Source organism: Haliea atlantica (assembly GCF_054779855.1).
Map to the genome: position 1 here is coordinate 30,812 of NZ_BAAGXL010000006.1, position 18,756 is coordinate 49,567.

15 protein-coding genes are annotated in these 18,756 nt (G+C 66.4%); 13 read left to right on the forward strand and 2 right to left on the reverse strand.

Going from position 1 to position 18,756, the window contains the following annotated elements; translation table 11 throughout:
* The first annotated feature begins 29 nt into the window (after window positions 1-29).
* The 9 genes from ACYVGS_RS06810 (at window position 30) to ACYVGS_RS06850 (ending at window position 10,982) form a co-directional block, all read left to right on the forward strand.
* On the forward strand, window positions 30-1,727 hold the full coding sequence (locus ACYVGS_RS06810) for an acyl-CoA dehydrogenase family protein (protein WP_460587919.1): 1,698 nt from the start codon (window positions 30-32) through the stop codon (window positions 1,725-1,727).
* A gap of 129 nt (window positions 1,728-1,856) precedes the next feature.
* Window positions 1,857-2,498: a putative ATP-dependent zinc protease gene (locus ACYVGS_RS06815; protein WP_460587920.1), complete on the forward strand. Its 642-nt coding sequence runs from the start codon at window positions 1,857-1,859 to the stop codon at window positions 2,496-2,498.
* A gap of 24 nt (window positions 2,499-2,522) precedes the next feature.
* Entirely contained in the window at window positions 2,523-4,046 is a 1,524-nt protein-coding gene (locus ACYVGS_RS06820) for an inactive transglutaminase family protein (protein WP_460587921.1), read from the forward strand.
* On the forward strand, window positions 4,043-5,020 hold the full coding sequence (locus tag ACYVGS_RS06825) for an ATP-grasp domain-containing protein (protein WP_460587922.1): 978 nt from the start codon (window positions 4,043-4,045) through the stop codon (window positions 5,018-5,020). The genes ACYVGS_RS06820 and ACYVGS_RS06825 overlap by 4 nt, the downstream gene beginning before the upstream one ends.
* Window positions 5,021-5,136: 116 nt before the next feature.
* On the forward strand, window positions 5,137-6,462 hold the full coding sequence (locus ACYVGS_RS06830; RefSeq protein WP_460587923.1) for a DEAD/DEAH box helicase: 1,326 nt from the start codon (window positions 5,137-5,139) through the stop codon (window positions 6,460-6,462).
* Between the two features lie 78 nt (window positions 6,463-6,540).
* A complete protein-coding gene (locus tag ACYVGS_RS06835; RefSeq protein WP_460587924.1) occupies window positions 6,541-8,283 on the forward strand; it encodes an alkaline phosphatase D family protein in 1,743 nt (580 codons plus the stop codon).
* A 51-nt stretch (window positions 8,284-8,334) separates the two neighbouring features.
* Window positions 8,335-8,691 carry a hypothetical protein gene (locus ACYVGS_RS06840; RefSeq protein WP_460587925.1) on the forward strand — a complete coding sequence of 119 codons (357 nt, stop codon included), beginning with the start codon at window positions 8,335-8,337 and terminating at the stop codon, window positions 8,689-8,691.
* Entirely contained in the window at window positions 8,688-9,290 is a 603-nt protein-coding gene (locus ACYVGS_RS06845; protein WP_460587926.1) for a hypothetical protein, read from the forward strand. The genes ACYVGS_RS06840 and ACYVGS_RS06845 overlap by 4 nt, the downstream gene beginning before the upstream one ends.
* 42 nt (window positions 9,291-9,332) lie before the next feature.
* Window positions 9,333-10,982, forward strand: coding sequence for an AMP-binding protein (locus tag ACYVGS_RS06850; RefSeq protein WP_460587927.1), 1,650 nt, complete (start codon window positions 9,333-9,335; stop codon window positions 10,980-10,982).
* A gap of 11 nt (window positions 10,983-10,993) precedes the next feature.
* Here the strand turns inward: ACYVGS_RS06850 and ACYVGS_RS06855 are convergent, their stop codons facing one another.
* Window positions 10,994-12,403: an MFS transporter gene (locus ACYVGS_RS06855; RefSeq protein WP_460587928.1), complete on the reverse strand. Its 1,410-nt coding sequence runs from the start codon at window positions 12,401-12,403 to the stop codon at window positions 10,994-10,996.
* Window positions 12,404-12,528: 125 nt separating this feature from the next.
* On the reverse strand, window positions 12,529-13,206 hold the full coding sequence (folE, locus tag ACYVGS_RS06860) for a GTP cyclohydrolase I (RefSeq protein WP_460587929.1): 678 nt from the start codon (window positions 13,204-13,206) through the stop codon (window positions 12,529-12,531).
* 202 nt (window positions 13,207-13,408) lie between these two features.
* Between folE and eda the strand changes: the two genes are divergently transcribed.
* The 4 genes from eda to ppc are packed head-to-tail and all read left to right on the forward strand — an operon-like array spanning window position 13,409 to window position 18,754.
* Window positions 13,409-14,035, forward strand: a complete 627-nt coding sequence (eda, locus tag ACYVGS_RS06865; protein ID WP_460587930.1) for a beta/alpha barrel domain-containing protein — start codon at window positions 13,409-13,411, stop codon at window positions 14,033-14,035.
* Window positions 14,036-14,064: 29 nt separating this feature from the next.
* Window positions 14,065-15,087, forward strand: coding sequence for a type I glyceraldehyde-3-phosphate dehydrogenase (locus ACYVGS_RS06870; protein WP_460587931.1), 1,023 nt, complete (start codon window positions 14,065-14,067; stop codon window positions 15,085-15,087).
* Window positions 15,084-16,085, forward strand: coding sequence for a type I glyceraldehyde-3-phosphate dehydrogenase (gene gap / locus ACYVGS_RS06875; protein WP_460587932.1), 1,002 nt, complete (start codon window positions 15,084-15,086; stop codon window positions 16,083-16,085). Before ACYVGS_RS06870 ends, gap begins: the two co-directional genes overlap by 4 nt.
* A complete protein-coding gene (gene ppc / locus ACYVGS_RS06880; RefSeq protein ID WP_460587933.1) occupies window positions 16,079-18,754 on the forward strand; it encodes a phosphoenolpyruvate carboxylase in 2,676 nt (891 codons plus the stop codon). The genes gap and ppc overlap by 7 nt, the downstream gene beginning before the upstream one ends.
* Window positions 18,755-18,756 lie beyond the last annotated feature (2 nt).

An 18,756-nucleotide genomic window follows, 5' to 3' on the forward strand; every position in this document is an offset into this window, starting at 1 on the left:
TCGACACTGGATTATGAGGCGGAGTTCCCATGTCAGATAATAATAGGCTTCAGGCACCCGGCGCCCCCGCCGAGACCCACCAGGTCTTCAACCAGTCGGTTCCCCTGGAGGACTACAACCTGTTCTCCGGTGACACGGCGTTAAAGGAGGGCTTGGCGCGTCACGGCGCGGGCTGGGCGCGGGAGGAGGTGCTGGCCTTCGGTGCGCTGTGCGGGCGGCGGGAGTGCTGGGAGTGGGGCTTTCTCGCCAACGAGTACCGGCCACAGTTTCGCTCCCACGACCGGCAGGGTTTTCGCGTCGATGAGGTGCGCTACCACGATGCCTATCACCAGCTGATGCGCCAGGCCCTGGGTGCCGGCTTGCACAGCGCGCCCTGGTTAGCGCCGGGGGCCGGTGCCCACGTTGCGCGCGCCGCGCGCTACTACTGCCAGGCCCAGGTTGAATCGGGGCACGGCTGCCCGGTGACCATGACCTTTGCCGCCGTGCCGACGCTGGGCCTGACGCCCGCGGTGGCGGAGAGCTGGCTGCCGCGGGTGCTGGCGAATGACTACGATCCGCGCAACCTGCATCACAGTGAGAAGTCCGCCGTTACCATCGGCATGGGGATGACCGAAAAACAGGGCGGCTCGGACGTTCGCAGCAACACCACCCGGGCCGAGCCCCTGGTGTCCGCGCACAGCGGACCCGGTGCGCGCTACACCCTCTGGGGACACAAGTGGTTCACCTCGGCGCCCATGTGTGATGCCTTCCTGATGCTGGCGCAGGCGCCGGGTGGCCTGAGCTGCTTCCTGGTGCCGCGCTGGCGCGAGGACGGCGGCAAGAACCCTGTGCAGGTTCAGCGCCTGAAGAACAAGATGGGCAATGTCTCCAACGCGTCCTCGGAAATCGAACTGCGGGATGCCGAGGGCTGGATGGTGGGTGAGGAGGGGCGCGGCGTGGCAGCCATCATCGAGATGGTCGCGATGACCCGCTTCGACTGCATGATTGGCTCTGCCGCCGCCCAGCGCCAGTGCGTGGTGCAGGCCCTCAACCACTGCCGGGGGCGCAGCGCCTTCGGCCGCAGCCTGGACCAGCAGCCCCTGATGCGCAATGTCCTGGCCGACCTGCAGCTCGAGGTGGAGGGTTCCCTGGCGCTGATGTTGCGCATGGGGGAAGCTCTCGATCGCAGCCTCTCCCCCGGTTCCGATACGCACGAGCGCCACCTCCTGCGGCTGGGTTTGCCTACCGGCAAATACTGGATTTGCAAGCGCACCCCGCACCTCGCCTATGAAGCGATGGAATGCCTCGGGGGCAACGGCGTGATCGAGGACTTCCTGACCGCTCGCCTGTATCGCGATGCGCCGATCAATGCGATCTGGGAGGGTTCGGGCAATGTGCAGGCACTGGATATGCTGCGGGCGCTCGAGCGCAGCCCCGTCGTGCTCGACGCCTGGCTCGCCGAGCTGGCATCCGAGCAGGGCGCCGATCGGCGACTGGATCAGGCGATCGCGCGTCTCAGGAAGGACTTTGCCGATGACGACCAGCGCGAATACCGCGCGCGATACCTGGTAGACCAGCTGGCCCTGACAATGCAGGCGGCCCTGCTGGTACGCAGCGGCAATGTGGCGGTCGCCGAGGCCTTTATAGCGTCGCGTCTGGCTGGCGAGGGCGGCAGCAGTGTCGGCAGTCTGCCCCGGGGAGTGGACACCGAAGCGCTCATGCGCCGCGCCGATCCGCTGCAGGACTGAGTAGCCGCAGCCGCGCCATCTCGTCGGCGTTGCGTGATTTTTCACGCAACGCTGCAGTATACTGAGGCGATAATCGCGGCTATTGTTCGCGCGTTTGTCGGGGCTGGAACGGGGACAGGGATGACAACAATGCTCAGGGTTTTCGCCATCGCGGCTACATGTTTTGTAGTCGGGTGTCAGTCGCTCCCCGAGCCGGTCGCGCAGTCACCCGCCTGTCCGGAGCCCGAGATTCCCGCCTGCCCGCCCTGTGAGATTTTCGAGTGCCCCGAACCCCGGGTGGTCGAGCGGCTGGTTGTCCAGCCAGCGCCGCCGGTAGAGCCCGAGCAGGCGCGTCCGCGCACCGGGGGCGAGCTGGACCTGCCGATTATTGGCCGTGTGGAGTTCCTGCAGCTGGAGTATCCCGGGATCCAGCTGGAGGGCTTGATGGATACCGCGGCCGAGCTGACAACCCTGGGCGTGGCCGACATCCAGCTGGTCGAAAAAGACGGTCAGCAGCATGTGCTGTACGCCCTGACGGACCCGGCGACGGGGGAAGTGCACCCCATGGACAGCCCCCTGCAGCGTCGCGCCACGCTGAAACTGGGGGACGGCAGCAGTGTGCGCGCCTATATCGTCCGCCTGTGGCTGACCCTCGGGGAAAACCGCGCCCGGGTCGAAGTGGCGCTCTCGGAGCGTACGGACATGCTCGCGCCGCTGCTGGTCGGGCGCAATTTTCTTACCGACGTTGCGATCGTCGACGTCAGTCAGCGGCATACGCTGGACGCCCTTTGAGCCCCTTCGACAGGAGTCGCAGGCATGTCTGAATCCCGTTTTCAGGTCGCGCTGGTCGCGGGGCTGATGATCCTGTTTGGTCTGGGTCTGACTGCCTACAAGGTTCTGCGACTGGACCTGCCGTTGACCCCCGGGGAGTCGCGGGAGGTGTGGACCATTGAGTCCAAGGTCAGCTTCAAGCCCAGCAGCGGGCCCACCTCGGTCGAGTTGCAGCTGCCGGAGGCCCTGGCTGGCTGGGTAGTGCTGGAGGAGCACTTCGCTTCCTCGGGCTTCGGCTTCACCGTGATCGAGGAGGGGGGGCGCAAGCAGGCCAACTGGACGCGCCAGACCCTGGAGCACCCCACCACGCTGTACTACAAGATACAGGCCTACCGCGCCACCCTCGACCAGCTGCCGGGCTACCCCGTGGTGAACCCGGAAGCGCCGCTGCTGGAGGCCGATCAGCAGGCTGCCATGGAGCGCCTGATAGCCGATCTCCAGGAGCGTTCCACGGATGTGGAGAGTTTCACGCGCCTGCTGATCCAGGAGCTGGCTCAGCCGGAGCCGCGCCAGGACGCGGAATTTCTCCTGGGTACCTACCAGGGGAATGCCACCCGCGTGTTGCTCGATACGCTGGCCCTGGCGGCCATTCCCTCGCATACGGTGCGCGGAATACGCCTGCAGGATGGCCGGCGCCGCCAGACCCTGACTGCCCTGCTGGAAGTGCACACTGGCGCGGGATGGCTGTTGCTCGACCCGCACACGGGTGTCAGTGGCATGCCGGAGGACTTCTTCCCCTGGCAGCGGGGCGAGGGCACCGTGCTGCGTGTGGTGGGTGGGCGCGATTCCAGCCTGGAGTTCGCGCTTCTGCGCAACAGCCTGTCGGCGAAAACCGTGGTCAGCATGGAGCAGCGCAGCGAGGATTTCGCCCTGCTGGACTTCTCCATCTACGCCCTGCCGGTCGAGCAGCAGGGCATTTTCAAGGGCATCCTGCTGCTGCCGGTCGCCGCTCTGGTCGTGGTGCTGATGCGCATCCTGGTGGGCATTAGCACCTCCGGGACCTTCATGCCGATCCTGATTGCCCTGGCCTTCCTGCAGACCACGCTGTGGGTGGGGCTGGCGATTTTCCTGTCCCTGGTCAGTGTGGGCCTGTGGATCCGCTCCTGGCTGAGCCACCTGAACCTGTTGCTGGTGGCGCGTGTGTCGGCCGTGGTCATCGTGGTGATTCTGCTGATGGCGACCCTGGCAGTGCTCAGCTACAAGATGGGCCTCGACCAGGCACTGACGGTTACCTTTTTCCCCACCATTATCCTGTCCTGGACGATTGAACGCATGTCGATTCTCTGGGAGGAGGAGGGGCCGCGGGAGGTGGTCAAGCAGGGTGGCGGCAGCCTCCTGGTGGCGGTGCTGGCCTATCTGGTGATGTCAGCGCCCCTGGTGGCGCACCTGACATTCAACTTTCCCGAGCTCCTGATCAGTCTGCTGGGGGTGATTCTGCTGCTCGGCAAGTACACTGGCTACCGCCTTTCCGAGCTCTACCGCTTCCGTGACCTGGCGAACTCGAAATGATCCGCCTGGTTTCACCGTCCACACTGCGGCGCCACGGCATCCTGGGGATGAACCGTCGCAATATCAGTTTCATCAGTGCCTGGAACGAGCGGCGTAACTACCCTCTCGTGGACAACAAACTGCTGACCAAAACGGCGGCGCTGGACCGCGGCATTCCAACGCCCGAGCTCTACGGCGTGATCGACCACCAGTTTCAGATTGCACGCATGGTGGATGATCTCATGGATCGCCAGGGCTTCGTCATCAAACCGGTACAGGGCAGCGGCGGCAAGGGCATCCTGGTGGTGGTCGGGCGCGAGGGCGAGGGTTTCGTCAAGTCGAGTGGGGCCGTGATCGATGCGAGCGACCTGCGCCGGCACACCTCGAATATTCTCGCCGGCCTCTACAGTCTCGGCGGGCGCAATGACTTCGCCATGATCGAGGCGCTGATCGACTTCAATCCCTACCTCGCCCAGTTCAGTTACGAAGGGGTGCCCGACGTTCGCGTCATCGTATTTCGCGGCGTGCCGGTGATGGCGATGATCCGCTGTGCCACCCATGCCTCGGATGGCAAGGCCAACCTGCACCAGGGCGCGGTGGGGGTGGGCATTGATATCGGCACCGGGCGCAGCATCGCCGCCGTGCAACACGGGCGGCTGGTGACCAGCCACCCGGATACCGGCGCCAGCTTCCGCGAGCTGGAGTTGCCGGACTGGGAGGCAATCCTCGACCTTGCGGCGAGCTGTGCCGAAATGACCGGCCTCGGTTACCTGGGTGCAGATATTGTCCTCGATCGCCAGCGAGGCCCGATGTTGCTCGAGCTGAATGCACGCCCGGGTCTGGCCATCCAGGTCGCCAACCAGGAGGGCCTGGTACACCGGCTGCAGGTTGCCTCGCGGATTGCCGATGAGGCGGCGGGCCACGAGGAGCGCATTCGCCTGGCCCGCGAGGCCTTTCATCGGCCGGAGCCGGTTTTCGAGTCCGTGGGTAGCTGAGCTTTCGCTTGCATTGCCGGGGCTTTCGCGTAACATGCCGGGCTTCGCACGCGCTGGCCGTGCCGTTCCCCGTCAGCATTCCCCCGTACACCTTTCACCTCTGGAATTGCTGATTCATGACATTTGCTTCCCTCGGACTCTCCGACAGTCTGCTGCGCGCTATTGCCGAGCAGGGCTACGACACGCCTTCTCCCGTACAGGCCAAGGCCATCCCGCTGGTGCTCGCCGGCCGTGACCTGATGGCCGCCGCCCAGACCGGTACCGGCAAGACGGCTGCCTTTACGCTGCCGCTGTTGCAGCGCCTTGATGGCGGCCAGCCCGCCGCTCGGGGCCGCTGCCGGGCCCTGGTGCTGGCGCCGACCCGCGAGCTGGCGGCCCAGGTGCACGAGAACATCCGCAACTACGGTCGCCACCTGCGCCTCCGCTCCGCCGTGGTTTTCGGTGGCGTCAACATCAACCCGCAGATCTCGCGTCTGCGCGACGGTGTGGATGTCCTGGTGGCCACGCCCGGTCGTCTGCTCGACCTGCACGGACAGGGTGTCGTCAAATTTGATGACCTGGAAATCCTGGTCTTCGATGAAGCCGACCGCATGCTCGACATGGGTTTTATCCACGACATTCGGCGCATCGTGCGCCTGATCCCGGAGCAGCGTCAGACGCTGATGTTTTCCGCGACTTTCTCCCGGGAAATCCGCGAGCTTTCCGGTGGCTATCTGCGCGACCCGGCCCAGGTGGAAGTCAGTCCGGCGAATGCCACCGCGGATACCGTGGAGCAGTGGGTCTACCCGGTGGACAAACAGCGCAAGGCGGCACTGCTGTGTCACCTGGTGAATGAGGAGCGCTGGGAGCAGGTGCTGGTGTTTACCCGTACCAAACACGGTGCCAACAAGCTCAGCCAGCAGCTGGAGAAGGCCGGTATTCGCGCCGCGCCGATTCACGGCAACAAAAGCCAGAATGCGCGGACCCGGGCCCTGGGGGACTTCAAGAGTGGCCGGATCCAGGCCCTGGTGGCGACGGATATCGCCGCCCGCGGTCTCGACATCGACCAGCTGCCCCAGGTGGTTAACTTCGACCTGCCGAATATCGCCGAGGATTACGTCCACCGCATCGGCCGCACTGGGCGCGCCGGAGCCTCGGGCCGGGCCTACTCCCTGGTCAGTGCCGACGAGGCAGATTTCCTCGCCGGCATCGAACGCCTGATTCGCAAGCGCCTGCCGAGGGAGGAAATCCCCGGTTTCGAGGCGGAACATGTCGTCCCGGAGGGCCGCGTCAGTCCCGCCGGCCGCCCGCGCAGTAAGGGCAACGGGAACGGCAATGGCCAGCGCCGTCAGGGCGCGCCGCGCGGCGATGCAGCCGGGCGGCCCGGTGGCGAGGGCAACGGTCGTCGTCGCCGTCGCGGCGGTCAGGGTCGCGGTGCCGCGGGACCTCGTCCGGCGCGCTAACTCATGCGGTGCTTGCGTCGCCGGCAGCTTCCTGTAATGCTGAAGTGAACAACGATAACTTCGCTGCAGGGTGCCGCCATGCCCACAACGCCATCTCTTCGCCGCCGTGCCCTGGTCAAGGGCGTGGCCGCGGCTTCACTGTTGCCCCTGCTGGGCGCCAATCTGCTGGCTTGTTCCGACAGCGGGGGTAGCCGCAGCGAGCCCGATGTGCCCTTGCCTCCGCCCGGTGTCGCCGCCCGTTTTGAACACGGCGTGGCCTCCGGCGATCCGCTCTCCGATCGTGTGATTCTCTGGACCCGTGCCACCCCCGAGGCCGAAGGCTTCGTCGAAGTGGTCTGGGAGCTGGCGGAGGACGCGGAATTTTCACGCGGCCTGCGCAGCGGCCGCGGGCGCACCGATGCAACAGTTGATTTTACCGTCAAGGTGGATGTCGACGGCCTGGCCCCGGCCACGCAGTATTACTACCGCTTTCGTGTCGGCGAGCGCCTCTCCCCGGTCGGCAGGACCCGTACCGCGCCCCTGGGCAGTGTGCCGGCGGCGACCTTCGCCGTGGTTTCCTGCTCCAACTACCCGGCGGGGTATTTCCATGTCTACCGCGAGGTCGCGGTGCGCGAGGTGGATGCGGTACTGCACCTCGGTGATTACCTCTACGAGTACGCGCCGGGGGAATACGCCAGTGCCAATGCGGAGGCGCTGGGGCGGGTGGTTGACCCGCCCTCGGAGCTGTTCTCTCTCGCGGATTACCGTCGCCGCTACGCCCAGTACCGCGGTGACGGCGATCTGCAGGCGGCGCACGCGGCCCATCCCTTCATTGTGGTCTGGGACGATCACGAGATTGCCAACGATACCTGGCGGGAGGGTGCGGAAAATCACGGTGCCGGAGAAGGGGCGTTCTCCGCGCGGCGCGCTGCGGCGATTCAGGCCTGGTATGAATGGTTGCCGGTGCGACCACCGACTGAGGTCGCGGAAATCATCTACCGTCGTCAGCCCTGGGGCGATTTGCTGGACCTGCTCATGCTGGATACCCGCGTGGTGGCGCGGGACCGGCAGTTCACCTACGCCGAACTCGCCCGCGGCGGCTCCATCGATGTGGCGACTACCCGTTCGGCGATCGCCGATGCGCGGCGCAGCCTGCTCGGGGATACCCAGCTGTCCTGGCTGCGCGAGCAACTATCCGCCTCGGCTGCACGCTGGCAGGTGCTGGGCCAGCAGGTACTGATGGGGCGCTACTGGCTACCAGCGCCGATCATGGAGGCGCTGGATCCTATGCTGGCAGACGAAAACGCCCTGCAGGCGGGCACCGCCGCGGTTCTCGCCGCTGTGGAGGCGCGCAATACCCCGGAGGCCCAGCGGACCCCGGAACAACAGGCCCTGCTGGATTCGGCGGTGCCTTACAACCTGGATGCCTGGGACGGTTACGCGGCGGAACGCGATGCGCTTTTGCGTTTCGCCGCCGACCTGGGCTCGCGGCTTGTCGTACTGGCGGGGGATACCCACAATGCCTGGAGCTCCCAGCTGCGCACGCACGAGGGGGCAGTGGCGGGGGTCGAGTTTGCCACGCCGAGCGTCACCTCACCGGGGCTGGAGGCGGTGCTCGGGGAGGATGCCGCGGCCCTGTTCGCCCCGCTGATGACGACGCTGGTGGACGATCTGGTCTACGCGGACTTCTCCCGTCGCGGCTTTCTCACCGTGCGCTTTACACCCGAGGCTGTGGAGGCACAATGGCGCTATGTGTCCGATATCCGCGAGCCCGGCTACCAGCTGAACGCGCAGGCGGAGCGCAGCTTTACGGTCCGTCGTGACGACCTGCGTCTGGTCTGAGTTGCCGTTTGCCGCGTATCGACACCCAACAGGCATCCGGGAGGTATTGACGTGTTAGTCAGGTTGTTTTGCGTGGCCGCGGTGTTATCCGCACTGGCGGGTTGTGCCCAGTATGAAAACCGGCGTGGGGTGGAGGTGGCCTGGGATGCCGCCGCAGTTGCCGACTTCCGTCGCGGCGAGACCACCCGGCAGGAAGTGATGTCGCGACTGGGCCCGCCCTCCCAGCTGATTGCGCTGGAGGATGAAACCGTCCTCTACTATCTGCTGGAGCAGTCCCGCGGCGACGGTCTGGTGCTGATTCTCTACAACCGCATGCAGATCGATACCCGCTACGACCGTGCGGTGTTCTTCTTTGATGACAACGACCGCCTGGTCGATTTCGCAACCCACGTCACCCCCCGGACATGATGCGAGGCCTTCACGTCGTTGTTGCCCTCTGCCTGGGTTGCCTGCTGAGCGGCTGCAGCCAGTGGCGTTATGACCTCGGGGCACCGCTGCCGGCACTGCCCGAGGGCCAGCCTTTTGCCACCGGCACGTCCCTGGCCGAGGTGCTGGCGGTACTCGGCCCGCCGCTGCGCATCACCGCCACGGACCAGGGCTATGCCTTGCTTTGGGAGTACTGGCGGGTCCGGGAAAATACCCTGGGCTTCAGCCTGGGAGCCCTGGGCGTGGACTTCCTCTCGGTGGACCTGGGTGAGGCCCATGCCCGCACGGAGATGGTGATGTTGCAGTTCGCGGCGGACCACCGCCTGCGCAGTGGCATTCACGAGCGCTGGGACAGCGATGTCGGCGGGGGGCGTTCGGTGCAGCCACTGGCGAGCCTGGTCTCGGTGGTCGATGTCGATGACCTGGTCGAGCGCCTGCCGCAACAGGCCTGGGGGCGGCAGAGCCTCGAGCTTCCGCCGGTGACCCTGAATCACCAGAACCGCCCCGACCAGGGGCAGGCGGGGATTTCCCAGCGCGGGGTGCCCGCGGGTATCGGCCAGAGGAGCCTGGAAATGGACTGACGCTCCGTGGCCGGCTATTCATAATGATAACGAGGACAAGCCATGAGAATGCACACCCTGCCCGAGATGCTGGATCACTGGGCGGATACCTGCCCCGAGCGCATCTGGCTCAGGGACCTGACACCCGAGGGGGCGACGGAATTTGCCTGGGGGCCCGCGCGCGATGACGTGAGTGCCGTGGCCAGTGCGCTCGAGGGGCGCTTTGGTCACGGTGAGCGCATGGTCATTCTGTCGCGCAATCGCGCCCACTGGTTTCTCGCCGATCTGGCCATCATTGCGTCGGGCAATGTCTCGGTCGGTCTGTTTACCACCCTGCCGCCCTCGACCGCGGATTATGTGCTGAACTTCACCGAGGCGCGGGTGGTGTTTGTCGGTGAGGCCAGCAACTGGGAGCGCGTGCGCCATGTCCTGCCGGAGGGCGTCACCCTGGTGGCACTCCCCGGGGTCGAGCTGGAGGAGCCCCACCTGCGCTGGGCGGACCTTCTGGCCGAGGGGCAGGGCCTGCGGCCCCGGCACCGCCCGCAGCCCGACGACACCATTTCCCTGGTCTTTACCTCGGGAACCACCGGGCAGCCCAAGGGCGTGATCCAGACCCACCACAGTAACCTGGTACCCATCCGCCGTTTTCGCGAGGCCTTTGGCGCCCGCGAGCGCGCCCGCTATTTCTCCTACCTGCCGCTCTCGCACATCGCCGAGCGGCAGATTGTCGAATTCTCGTCGCTGGATGGTTGCGGCGAGGTGAATTTCAACCAGGGTCTGGACACCCTGGCCAGCGACCTGCCACGCACGCGCCCCCACATGTTCTTCGGCCCACCCAGGATCTGGGAGCAGCTGCGCCAGGCCATTACCGGCAAGTTTGGCGGCGAGGAGGCGCTGCAGCAGGCACTCGACGCCGACCGGGAAGGTGTTGGGCGGCTGGTGCTGGAGGGACTGGGGCTCGATCAGGTGGAATATTGCCTGGTGGCGGCGGCACCCACCCCCCCGGCGCTGATTCGCTGGTGGGATGCCCTGGGCCTGACGCTGATGGAGGGTTTTGGGCAGACAGAGGCGATGGGCGCCTTTGCCAACAGCCACCGCGACCGCCGTATCGGCTCGGTGGGCAAGCCGATTGGCGATGTCGAGTACCGGATATCCCCCGAGGGCGAGTTGCTGGTGCGCATGCACGGCTGTACCCCCGGCTATTACCGCGACCCGGAAAAGACCGCGGAGCTGATTCGCGACGGCTGGTTGCATACCGGTGACAAGGCCCGCGTGGATGACGAGGGTTTTCTTTACCTCACGGGGCGCATCAAGGATTACTTCAAGACCATCCAGGGCAAGTTCGTGGCACCGCCTCCGATCGAGGGGGAGTTTGCCCGCAACCCCTGGACGGAACAGCACTGCCTGCTCGGTCGCGGGCTGTCGAAGACGGTCATGGTGGCGGTGCTGAATGAGGCCGGCCGCCAGGCATCACCGGAGGTGGTGGATGCCGCTATCCGCGACACGGTTGCGGGGGTGAATTCAGGGCTCGAGACCCATGCGCGCATCGGTGGGGTCATCCTCAGCGCGGAGACCTGGACGCCGGACAACGAGATCCTGACGCCCACGCTCAAAGTGCGTCGGGAACAGGTGGAGGCGCGCTTTGGCGAGCTGGCGGAAACCCTCGCGCGGCAGGCGGTAGCGAGCGGGGAGCTGCAGCTGCAACGGGTGTGAGCCCGCCGGCTTCAGCTGCCTCTCGGGGGGCTGACGTCGCTGCCGTCTTCCGCTTCGGGCGTGGGCGACACTGCAAGGTCTGACTCCCGGTGGGCCGGCGCGGGCTCGACGGGCGGTGACGCTTCCTCCGGTGGCGCCTCGGCGGCGTGCATTTCGTCGGGGTCGGGGCCGCCTTCCGGCATCAGCTCGCAGGTATCCTCCTCCGGGCCGCGGGGGTCCAGGGCAAAGCCGGTGGGCGCCACTTCCGGCGCTGCCGCGGAGAAGGGGACATGGTCTGCGGCGGCCACCACCTGACTGGCGTCCCGGGTCTGCAGGCCCAGGTAGATGGCAAACAGCCCGCTGAGCACCGCGGAGGACCAGAACAGGGCGGTGGCGTTGTAGAGGTCCATCAGCTGGCCGAGCAGGACCGGCGCACTGGCCGCCCCCAGGGCGTTCAGCATCAGTACCGCGGTACCGATCTTGACAAACTCCTCGGTGGAGGAGTTGTCGGCGGCCGTGGCCAGGGACAGGGCGTACATCGGCATGGTGGTGGCACCGAAGAAGAACACCGCCAGCAGATGTAGCGTGTGGCCCACACTGAGTGCCACCGCCGCCGAGGCAGCGGTCGCGGCCAGGCCCAGCACAAACAACACATAGCGCCGGTCGACGCGATCGGAGAGCCAGCCTATCGGGTACTGGAACAGCGCCCCACCGGCGATACCCGCCGTAATGAACAGCGTCACGTCACTGACTGCCTGCCCGTAGCGCTGGGCAAAGACCGCCCCCAGGGACCAGAAACTGCCCACCACCAGGCCCGAGAGGAGGGTGCCTGCGAAGGCCGTGCGCGAGCGGCGGTAGAGCAGACGGAAGCTGACCCGGGTGGCCGCCACCGGCGCAGGAGCCAGGCGGCTGGTCAGGCCCACCGGGACGATGGCCAGCGCCAGGAAGATCGCCGCCAGGGTGAAGGGCACGGAGGAGTCGGCCGGGCCGATGTTGATCAGGACCTGCCCGACCGCCATGGAGACCAGGATGATAAAGGTATAGATCGCCAGGACCTGGCCGCGATTGCTGGCGTTGGTCTGATCGTTCAGCCAGCTCTCGATCACAGTGTACAGGCCGCAGATGACCGCACCGGTCAGGAAGCGCAGCAGCATCCAGGCCGGCCAGGTGTCCAGCATTTCCAGCGCCAGAATGGCACTGATCATGATCGCCGTGAGCACGGCGAAGCTGCGGATGTGGCCGACCTTGGCGATGATGCGGGGGATGACCAGGCTGCCGCCAACGAAACCCAGGAAGTAACAGGAGGCACTGACACCAATCACGAAATCGGCCATGCCAACGGTGCTGGCCCGCAGGGGCAACAGGGTCAGCTGCATGCCTTGGCCGATCAGCAACAGCGCGGTGGAGATCAACAGGGAGGTCAGTGTCAGCAGTGCGCGCATGGGCGGAGAGCGGTCCCGGTAAAAAGTGAATGGAAAGGTTACACACTTCCCGCATCAAGACAAAACAGCGGATGAAAAAAAGCCCGGCAGAGCCGGGCGAGGAAGGCCGAGTTCCCTGAGGGGGGTCAGGTGAGGAACTCGGCGCGGGTGCTCGGGTCCTGCTTGAAGGCGCCGCCAAGCGCCGTGGTGCGGGTGCGGGAATTGCTGTCCATCACCCCGCGGGATTTCACGCAATAGTGCACGGCGTTGATGCTGACAGCGACGTCGTCGGTACCCAGCAGCGCCTGCAGGGCCACCAGGACCTGCTGGGTGAGCCGTTCCTGCACCTGCGGGCGCTGGGCAAAGAAGCGCACGATGCGGTTGATCTTGGACAGGCCGATGATCTTGTCCCGGGGGATGTAGGCGACTTTCGCGGTGCCGTCGATCGTGACGAAGTGGTGTTCGCAGGTGCTGACGAGATCGATGTCGTCGATCTGTACCATCTCCTCCACCTGCATCTTGTTGTCGATGACTGAAATCTTGGGAAAATGGCGGTAGTCGAGGCCGGAGAAAATCTCGTCGACGTACATCTTGGCAATACGGTGCGGCGTCTCCTGCAGGCTGTCGTCGTTCAGATCGAGGCCCAGGGTGCGGGTGACATCGGTAAAGGCGGCGACCAGGCGGCGATATTTCTCGTCGCGGCTGAGCCCGTTGTGCACCATGGGCGTTTCCAGCCCCTTTTCCAGCAGCGCGCGCCGGACCAGGGCCGCCTCCGCGCTCAGGTTCTCGGTGAATTCCAGGGGATTGGCGAGCGCTGTTTCCATGTTGGCCTCCGTCGGTTTCAAACGGTATACGCCCCGCTGCCTGCAAGCAGATGCCTGTGGCATGGACAGAGTTGCCGGCAATCATGGGCAAAATCTGGACAGTCGTCGCGACAGGCCCTGCGAGGCGGTCCGGCCGCCGAGTGTGGTAAGCTCGGGGGAACCGCCGTCCCGCGGTCTCTTCGTCGTGCAATGGAGTAGCGCTATGTTGCGTTCCTGGTTGAGCCGGGCGCGAGTCCTGCCGGTTATTGCGCCCCTGGACACTCCGTCCACCGTCGCCCTTTGCCGCACGCTGGTGGAAGCGGGCATGACGGCGGTGGAAATCACCCTGCGGCATCCCGACGCGCTCGCGGCGCTGGCGGCGGTGCGCGAGGACCAGCCCCAGTTGTGCATCGCCGCGGGTACCGTGTTGGACCCGGATCAGGCGCGGGCAGCGGTCGACGCTGGCGCTTCCTTCCTGGTCTCGCCCGGGCTGACGGACCCGCTGCTGGCGGTGGCGCCGGATCTGGGTGTCCCCCTGCTCCCCGGGGTCGCGACGGCCTCGGAGGTCATGCGCGGGCTGGATGCCGGGCTCGACAGTTTCAAGCTGTTTCCGGCCACGGCGGTGGGTGGGGTGTCCCTGCTGAAGGCCCTGGCAGGCCCCTTTCCCGACGTGGTTTTTTGCCCTACCGGCGGCCTGGCCCCGGACAATTTCCGCAGTTTTCTTGCCCTGCCCAACGTCCCCTGTTGCGGCGGCTCCTGGATGGTATCCCGTACCCTGATTGAAGGCGGGAATTGGGACAGGATACGCGCCCTCGCCGCGGAGGCCGTGGCAGAGCCCGCGATGGCGTAAGACGATTTTCAACCCGAACAGGAGAGGCCATGTCTGAACAGAGAGCATTGCGTATCGGCATCATGGGTTTCGGCCAGACCGGTCGCCAGATCTACGATCTCGCCACCCGCTGCGGCGATGTCGAGGTGGTTGCCATTGCGGACATCGGCCAGCCGGAGATTCTGCACTATCTCCTGCGCTCGGAGGTCGATCAGCCCGAGCGTCACCAGCTGGAGGGCAACTTCCTGGTCAATGAGCGCTTCCGGGCCCGTCTCATGCGCATCGACCAGCCTGCCGAGATGCCCTGGGATGTCTTCGGTGTCGACGCGGTCATCGATTCCACCGGCAAGTTCCGCGAGCGTCGCTTCATGCAGGACCACCTCGACAACGGCGCTCCCCGGGTGTTCCTGCGCACCCTGCCGGTGGATCACATTGACCGGATCGTCATGCCCGCCATCAATGGGCATCTCGCACGCCCGGAGGACCGGATGATCTCGGCCGGCTCCGCCACCACCACGGCGCTGTGCCTGCTCCTGCACATCCTCGGCAAGGCTTTTCCGGTGGTCTGCGCCAACATGACCACGGTGCACGCCTACACCTCGGACCAGGTCCTGCAGGACTACGCCGGCAGCGATTTCCGGCGCAGCCGTTCGGCGGCGGAGAACATCATCCCGAATACCCACGAGGCCGCCCGCTGGCTGGGCCAGGTGCTGCCTGACTTCGACGGCAAGGTGCTGACCTCCGCCCTCAATGTCCCCATTCACGAGGGCTGCCTGATGGATCTCAGCCTGGTGATGGAAGACAGCAGCGTCACCGCCGAGATGGTCAACCAGGCGATGCGCCAGGCGGCCCCCGACTACCCGGGCGTGGTCGCGGTGGTGGAGGACCCGATCGTGTCGTCGGACATTATCGGCAACGCCCATTCGGTGGTGTTTGATGCGGTGGGCACGATCAAGGCCGGCGATACGCTGATCAAGACCCTGAGCTGGTACGAGAATCTCGGGCACGCGGCGCGCCTGCTGGATGTGGTGCGCCTCTACGGGGCCCTGGACGCGAAGGGGGAGACAGCATGATGCGCGTGGCTATCAACGGTTTCGGACGAATCGGGCGCTCGGTGTTTCGTATTCTCGACGAGTGCCCGGACATCGAGGTGGTGGCGATCAACGACCTGTTCGACAACGCCGCCCTGCGCTACCTGCTGAATTACGACACGGTAATGGGGCCCTTTGGCAAGTCGCTGGCGCTGGAAGGGGACGAGTTTGTCACCCCCAACGGCCGCACGCGCCTGCTCAATGAGCGCGATCCGGCCAGCCTGCCCTGGGAGGCCCTGGGCATCGATGCGGTGGTTGAGGCCACCGGTGCCTTCCGCAAGCGGGCGCAGCTGGAGCCGCACCTGGCGGCGGGAGCCGGTCGGGTGGTGCTGACCGTGCCCGCCTCGGATGCGATCGATTACACGGTTGTGCTCGGGGTCAACGACGACGGCCTGCTGCCGGAGCACCGGATCATTTCCAATGCCAGCTGCACCACCAACTGCCTGGCGCCCATGGTGAGCGTGCTGGACGAGGCCTTCGGCATCGAGGAGGGCGTCATCAATACGGTTCACGCCTACACCAACGATCAGCGTCTGGCGGACGTGCCCCACTCCGACTGGCGCCGCAGCCGGGCCGCGGCGGAGAACATCATTCCCACCTCGACCGGGGCGGCCAAGGCGGTCGGCGCCGTGTTGCCGCGCCTGAAGGGGCGCCTGCACGGCATTGCGGCCCGGGTGCCGGTGCCCGACGGGTCGGTTGTCGACCTGTTTGCCAGGCTGAGCCGCGAGGTCGGGGTGAACGAGGTGCACGCGGCGGTGCGCGAGGCGGCGGGCTCACCCCGGCTGCAGGGCATTCTGCAGTACCGGGACGACCCGATCGTCTCCTCGGATATCATCGGCAACCCGCATTCCTCGGTCTACGACGCCGGCTTTACCGCAGTGACCGGGGGGCGCTACCTGCGCGTGCTGAACTGGTATGACAACGAGTGGGGCTATTCCTGCCGGGTGGTCGACTTGTTGCGGAGGTTGTCCCAGTGGTAAGTGACAGCCTGCCCGCCCCCCACACCGAGGAGCACGCCGATCCGGAGGACTACAGCCAGCTGCGCAGCAACGTCAGCTTCCTGGGCCGGCTGCTCGGCGACACCATTGCCGCCGCGGAGGGAGAGGACTTCCTGGACCTGATCGAGCGCATCCGCCGCCTCTCCAAGTCGGCGCGCCAGGATGCCGCGGATACCGGCGCCGGCCACGGTGAGCTGCAGACGCTGCTGCAATCCCTGGACAGCGATCGCCTGGTGCCGGTGGCGCGCGCCTTCAGCCAGTTTCTCAATCTCGCCAACATTGCCGACCAGCACCACACCGTCGCGCGACAGATGGAGCCGCTGTTCTCCGCCTCCCGCCAATTGCGCGACACCTTCCGCGAGCTCCGCGAGGAGGGGGCGGACGCCGACACGCTCGCTGCGGCGGTGGCGGATTTGAAGATCGAACTGGTACTCACTGCGCACCCCACCGAGATCATGCGGCGCACCCTGATTCACAAGCACACGGCAATTGGTCGCTGCCTCTCCCAGCTGGAACTGGAGGGCTTGACCGCGCGCGAGCGCGAACGCCTGCACGCCCGCCTGCGGGAGCTGATCGCCCAGATCTGGTACGGCGATGACTTTCGCACCGACCGCCCCACGCCGGTGGATGAGGCCCGCTGGGGCTTTGCCGTGGTCGAGGATTCGCTGTGGCAGGCGGTGCCCGAGTTCCTGCGCCGGCTGGACGAGGCCCTGCAGGAGAGCTGCGGCACAGGGCTTCCACTCGAATACGCCCCGGTGCACTTTGGATCCTGGATGGGCAGCGACCGCGACGGCAACCCCAATGTCACTGCCGACGTCACGGAGGAGGTGCTCTGGCTGAGCCGCTGGCAGGCACTCGAGCTCTACTACCGGGATATCGACGGGCTGGTCGAAGAGCTGTCGATGCTGCCCTGCAGCGAAGCCCTGCGCGAGCGCGTGGGGAATGCCCACGAGCCCTATCGGGCCCTGTTGCGCGAATTGCGCGACGCGCTGCGGGAGGACCTGCTGGCGGTCGAGCAGGCCCTGGACGCCGGGCGCCCGGTGGACCGGCAGCTGCTGTCACGCGAGGATCTGTGGGCGCCCCTGGAGCTGTGCCGCGACTCCATGCTCGCCTGCGGCATGCAGTCCATCGCCGATGGGGCCCTGCTCGACCTGATGCGCCGGGTGCAGTGCTTTGGCGTGCACCTGGTGCGTCACGATGTGCGCCAGGACAGCGCCCGCCACACCGAGGCGCTCTCGGCGCTGACCCTGTGGCTGGGGCTGGGCGATTATGCCGAGTGGGACGAGTCCGCCCGCTGCGCGTTTCTGGCCGGCGAGCTGGCCAGCCGGCGGCCGCTGCTGCCCCCGGATTGGGATCCCCCGGAAGCCGTGGCGGAGGTGCTGGCGACCTTCCGGGTGATTGCCCGGCACCCGCCGGAGGCCTTCGGGGCCTATGTGATTTCCATGGCCCGCCAGGCCTCCGATGTGCTGGCCGTGCACCTCCTGTTGCGCGAGACCGGTTGCCGGCATCCGCTGCCGGTGGCGCCGCTGTTCGAGACCCTCGACGACCTGTCGCGGGCACGGGAGGTGATGGCAGCGCTGCTGGAGATGCCCTGGTATCGCGGCCACATCAACAACCAATTGATGGTTATGATCGGCTATTCCGATTCGGCCAAGGACGCCGGTGTGCTGGCGGCAGCTTGGGCCCAGTACCAGGCCCAGGAGTCGCTGCTGGCCCTGTGCCGCGACCAGGGCGTCCAGTTGACCCTGTTCCACGGCCGCGGGGGCACCATTGGCCGCGGCGGTGCACCGGCCCACGCGGCCCTGCTGTCGCAGCCACCCGGCTCCCTGGAGCAGGGCCTGCGGGTCACCGAGCAGGGGGAGATGATCCGCGCCAAGCTCGGTTGGACCTCCCTGGCGGTGAAGACCCTCGCGCTCTACACCAGCGCCATCTGCCGCGCCAACCTGCGCACGCCGCCGGCGCCGCTGGACCAGTGGCGAGAGGTCATGGACCGGCTTTCCACGCTGTCCTGTGCCCGCTACCGGGGCATTGTGCGCGAGCATTCCGGCTTTATCGACTACTTCCGTCACGCCACGCCGGAGCAGGAACTGGCCGGCTTGCCCCTGGGTTCCCGCCCGGCACGGCGTCGCCAGGGGGGCGGTGTCGAAAGCCTGCGTGCCATTCCCTGGATCTTTGCCTGGTCGCAGAACCGCCTGATGCTGCCCGCCTGGCTGGGAGCGGGCGAAGCCCTCCAGGCCGTGCGTGACGCCGGTGACGAGGCCCTCTTGCGGCAGATGGTGTCGCAGTGGCCCTTCTTTGCCACCCGCCTGTCGATGCTGGAGATGGTTTTCGCCAAGGCCGATGCCGGCCTGTCGGCCCACTACGATGCCTGCCTGGTGCCCGAGCCGCTGCAGGGCCTGGGCCGAAGCTTGCGCGAGCAGTTGCTGGCGGACTGTCGCACCGTGCTGGAGCTGACCGGCAGCGACGTGCCCCTGGCAGATGCCCCCTGGGTGCGCGAGTCGATACAGCTGCGCAATATCTATACCGACCCGCTGAATGTTCTGCAGGCGGAGCTGCTGAAACGCCAGCGCCGGGAAGCCCGGCCGCTGCTGGAGCAGGCGATCATGGTGACCATTGCCGGGATTGCGGCGGGCATGCGCAACACCGGCTAGCC

Excerpts from the sequence above, each read along its gene's own strand:
- ACYVGS_RS06810 (WP_460587919.1), top strand. The coding sequence starts at position 30 with ATGTCAGATAATAATAGGCTTCAGGCACCCGGCGCCCCCGCCGAGACC.
- ACYVGS_RS06815 (WP_460587920.1), top strand. The coding sequence starts at position 1,857 with ATGCTCAGGGTTTTCGCCATCGCGGCTACATGTTTTGTAGTCGGGTGT.
- ACYVGS_RS06820 (WP_460587921.1), top strand. The coding sequence starts at position 2,523 with ATGTCTGAATCCCGTTTTCAGGTCGCGCTGGTCGCGGGGCTGATGATC.
- ACYVGS_RS06825 (WP_460587922.1), top strand. The coding sequence starts at position 4,043 with ATGATCCGCCTGGTTTCACCGTCCACACTGCGGCGCCACGGCATCCTG.
- ACYVGS_RS06830 (WP_460587923.1), top strand. The coding sequence starts at position 5,137 with ATGACATTTGCTTCCCTCGGACTCTCCGACAGTCTGCTGCGCGCTATT.
- ACYVGS_RS06835 (WP_460587924.1), top strand. The coding sequence starts at position 6,541 with ATGCCCACAACGCCATCTCTTCGCCGCCGTGCCCTGGTCAAGGGCGTG.
- ACYVGS_RS06845 (WP_460587926.1), top strand. The coding sequence starts at position 8,688 with ATGATGCGAGGCCTTCACGTCGTTGTTGCCCTCTGCCTGGGTTGCCTG.
- ACYVGS_RS06850 (WP_460587927.1), top strand. The coding sequence starts at position 9,333 with ATGAGAATGCACACCCTGCCCGAGATGCTGGATCACTGGGCGGATACC.
- ACYVGS_RS06855 (WP_460587928.1), bottom strand. The coding sequence starts at position 12,403 with ATGCGCGCACTGCTGACACTGACCTCCCTGTTGATCTCCACCGCGCTG.
- folE (WP_460587929.1), bottom strand. The coding sequence starts at position 13,206 with ATGGAAACAGCGCTCGCCAATCCCCTGGAATTCACCGAGAACCTGAGC.
- eda (WP_460587930.1), top strand. The coding sequence starts at position 13,409 with ATGTTGCGTTCCTGGTTGAGCCGGGCGCGAGTCCTGCCGGTTATTGCG.
- ACYVGS_RS06870 (WP_460587931.1), top strand. The coding sequence starts at position 14,065 with ATGTCTGAACAGAGAGCATTGCGTATCGGCATCATGGGTTTCGGCCAG.
- gap (WP_460587932.1), top strand. The coding sequence starts at position 15,084 with ATGATGCGCGTGGCTATCAACGGTTTCGGACGAATCGGGCGCTCGGTG.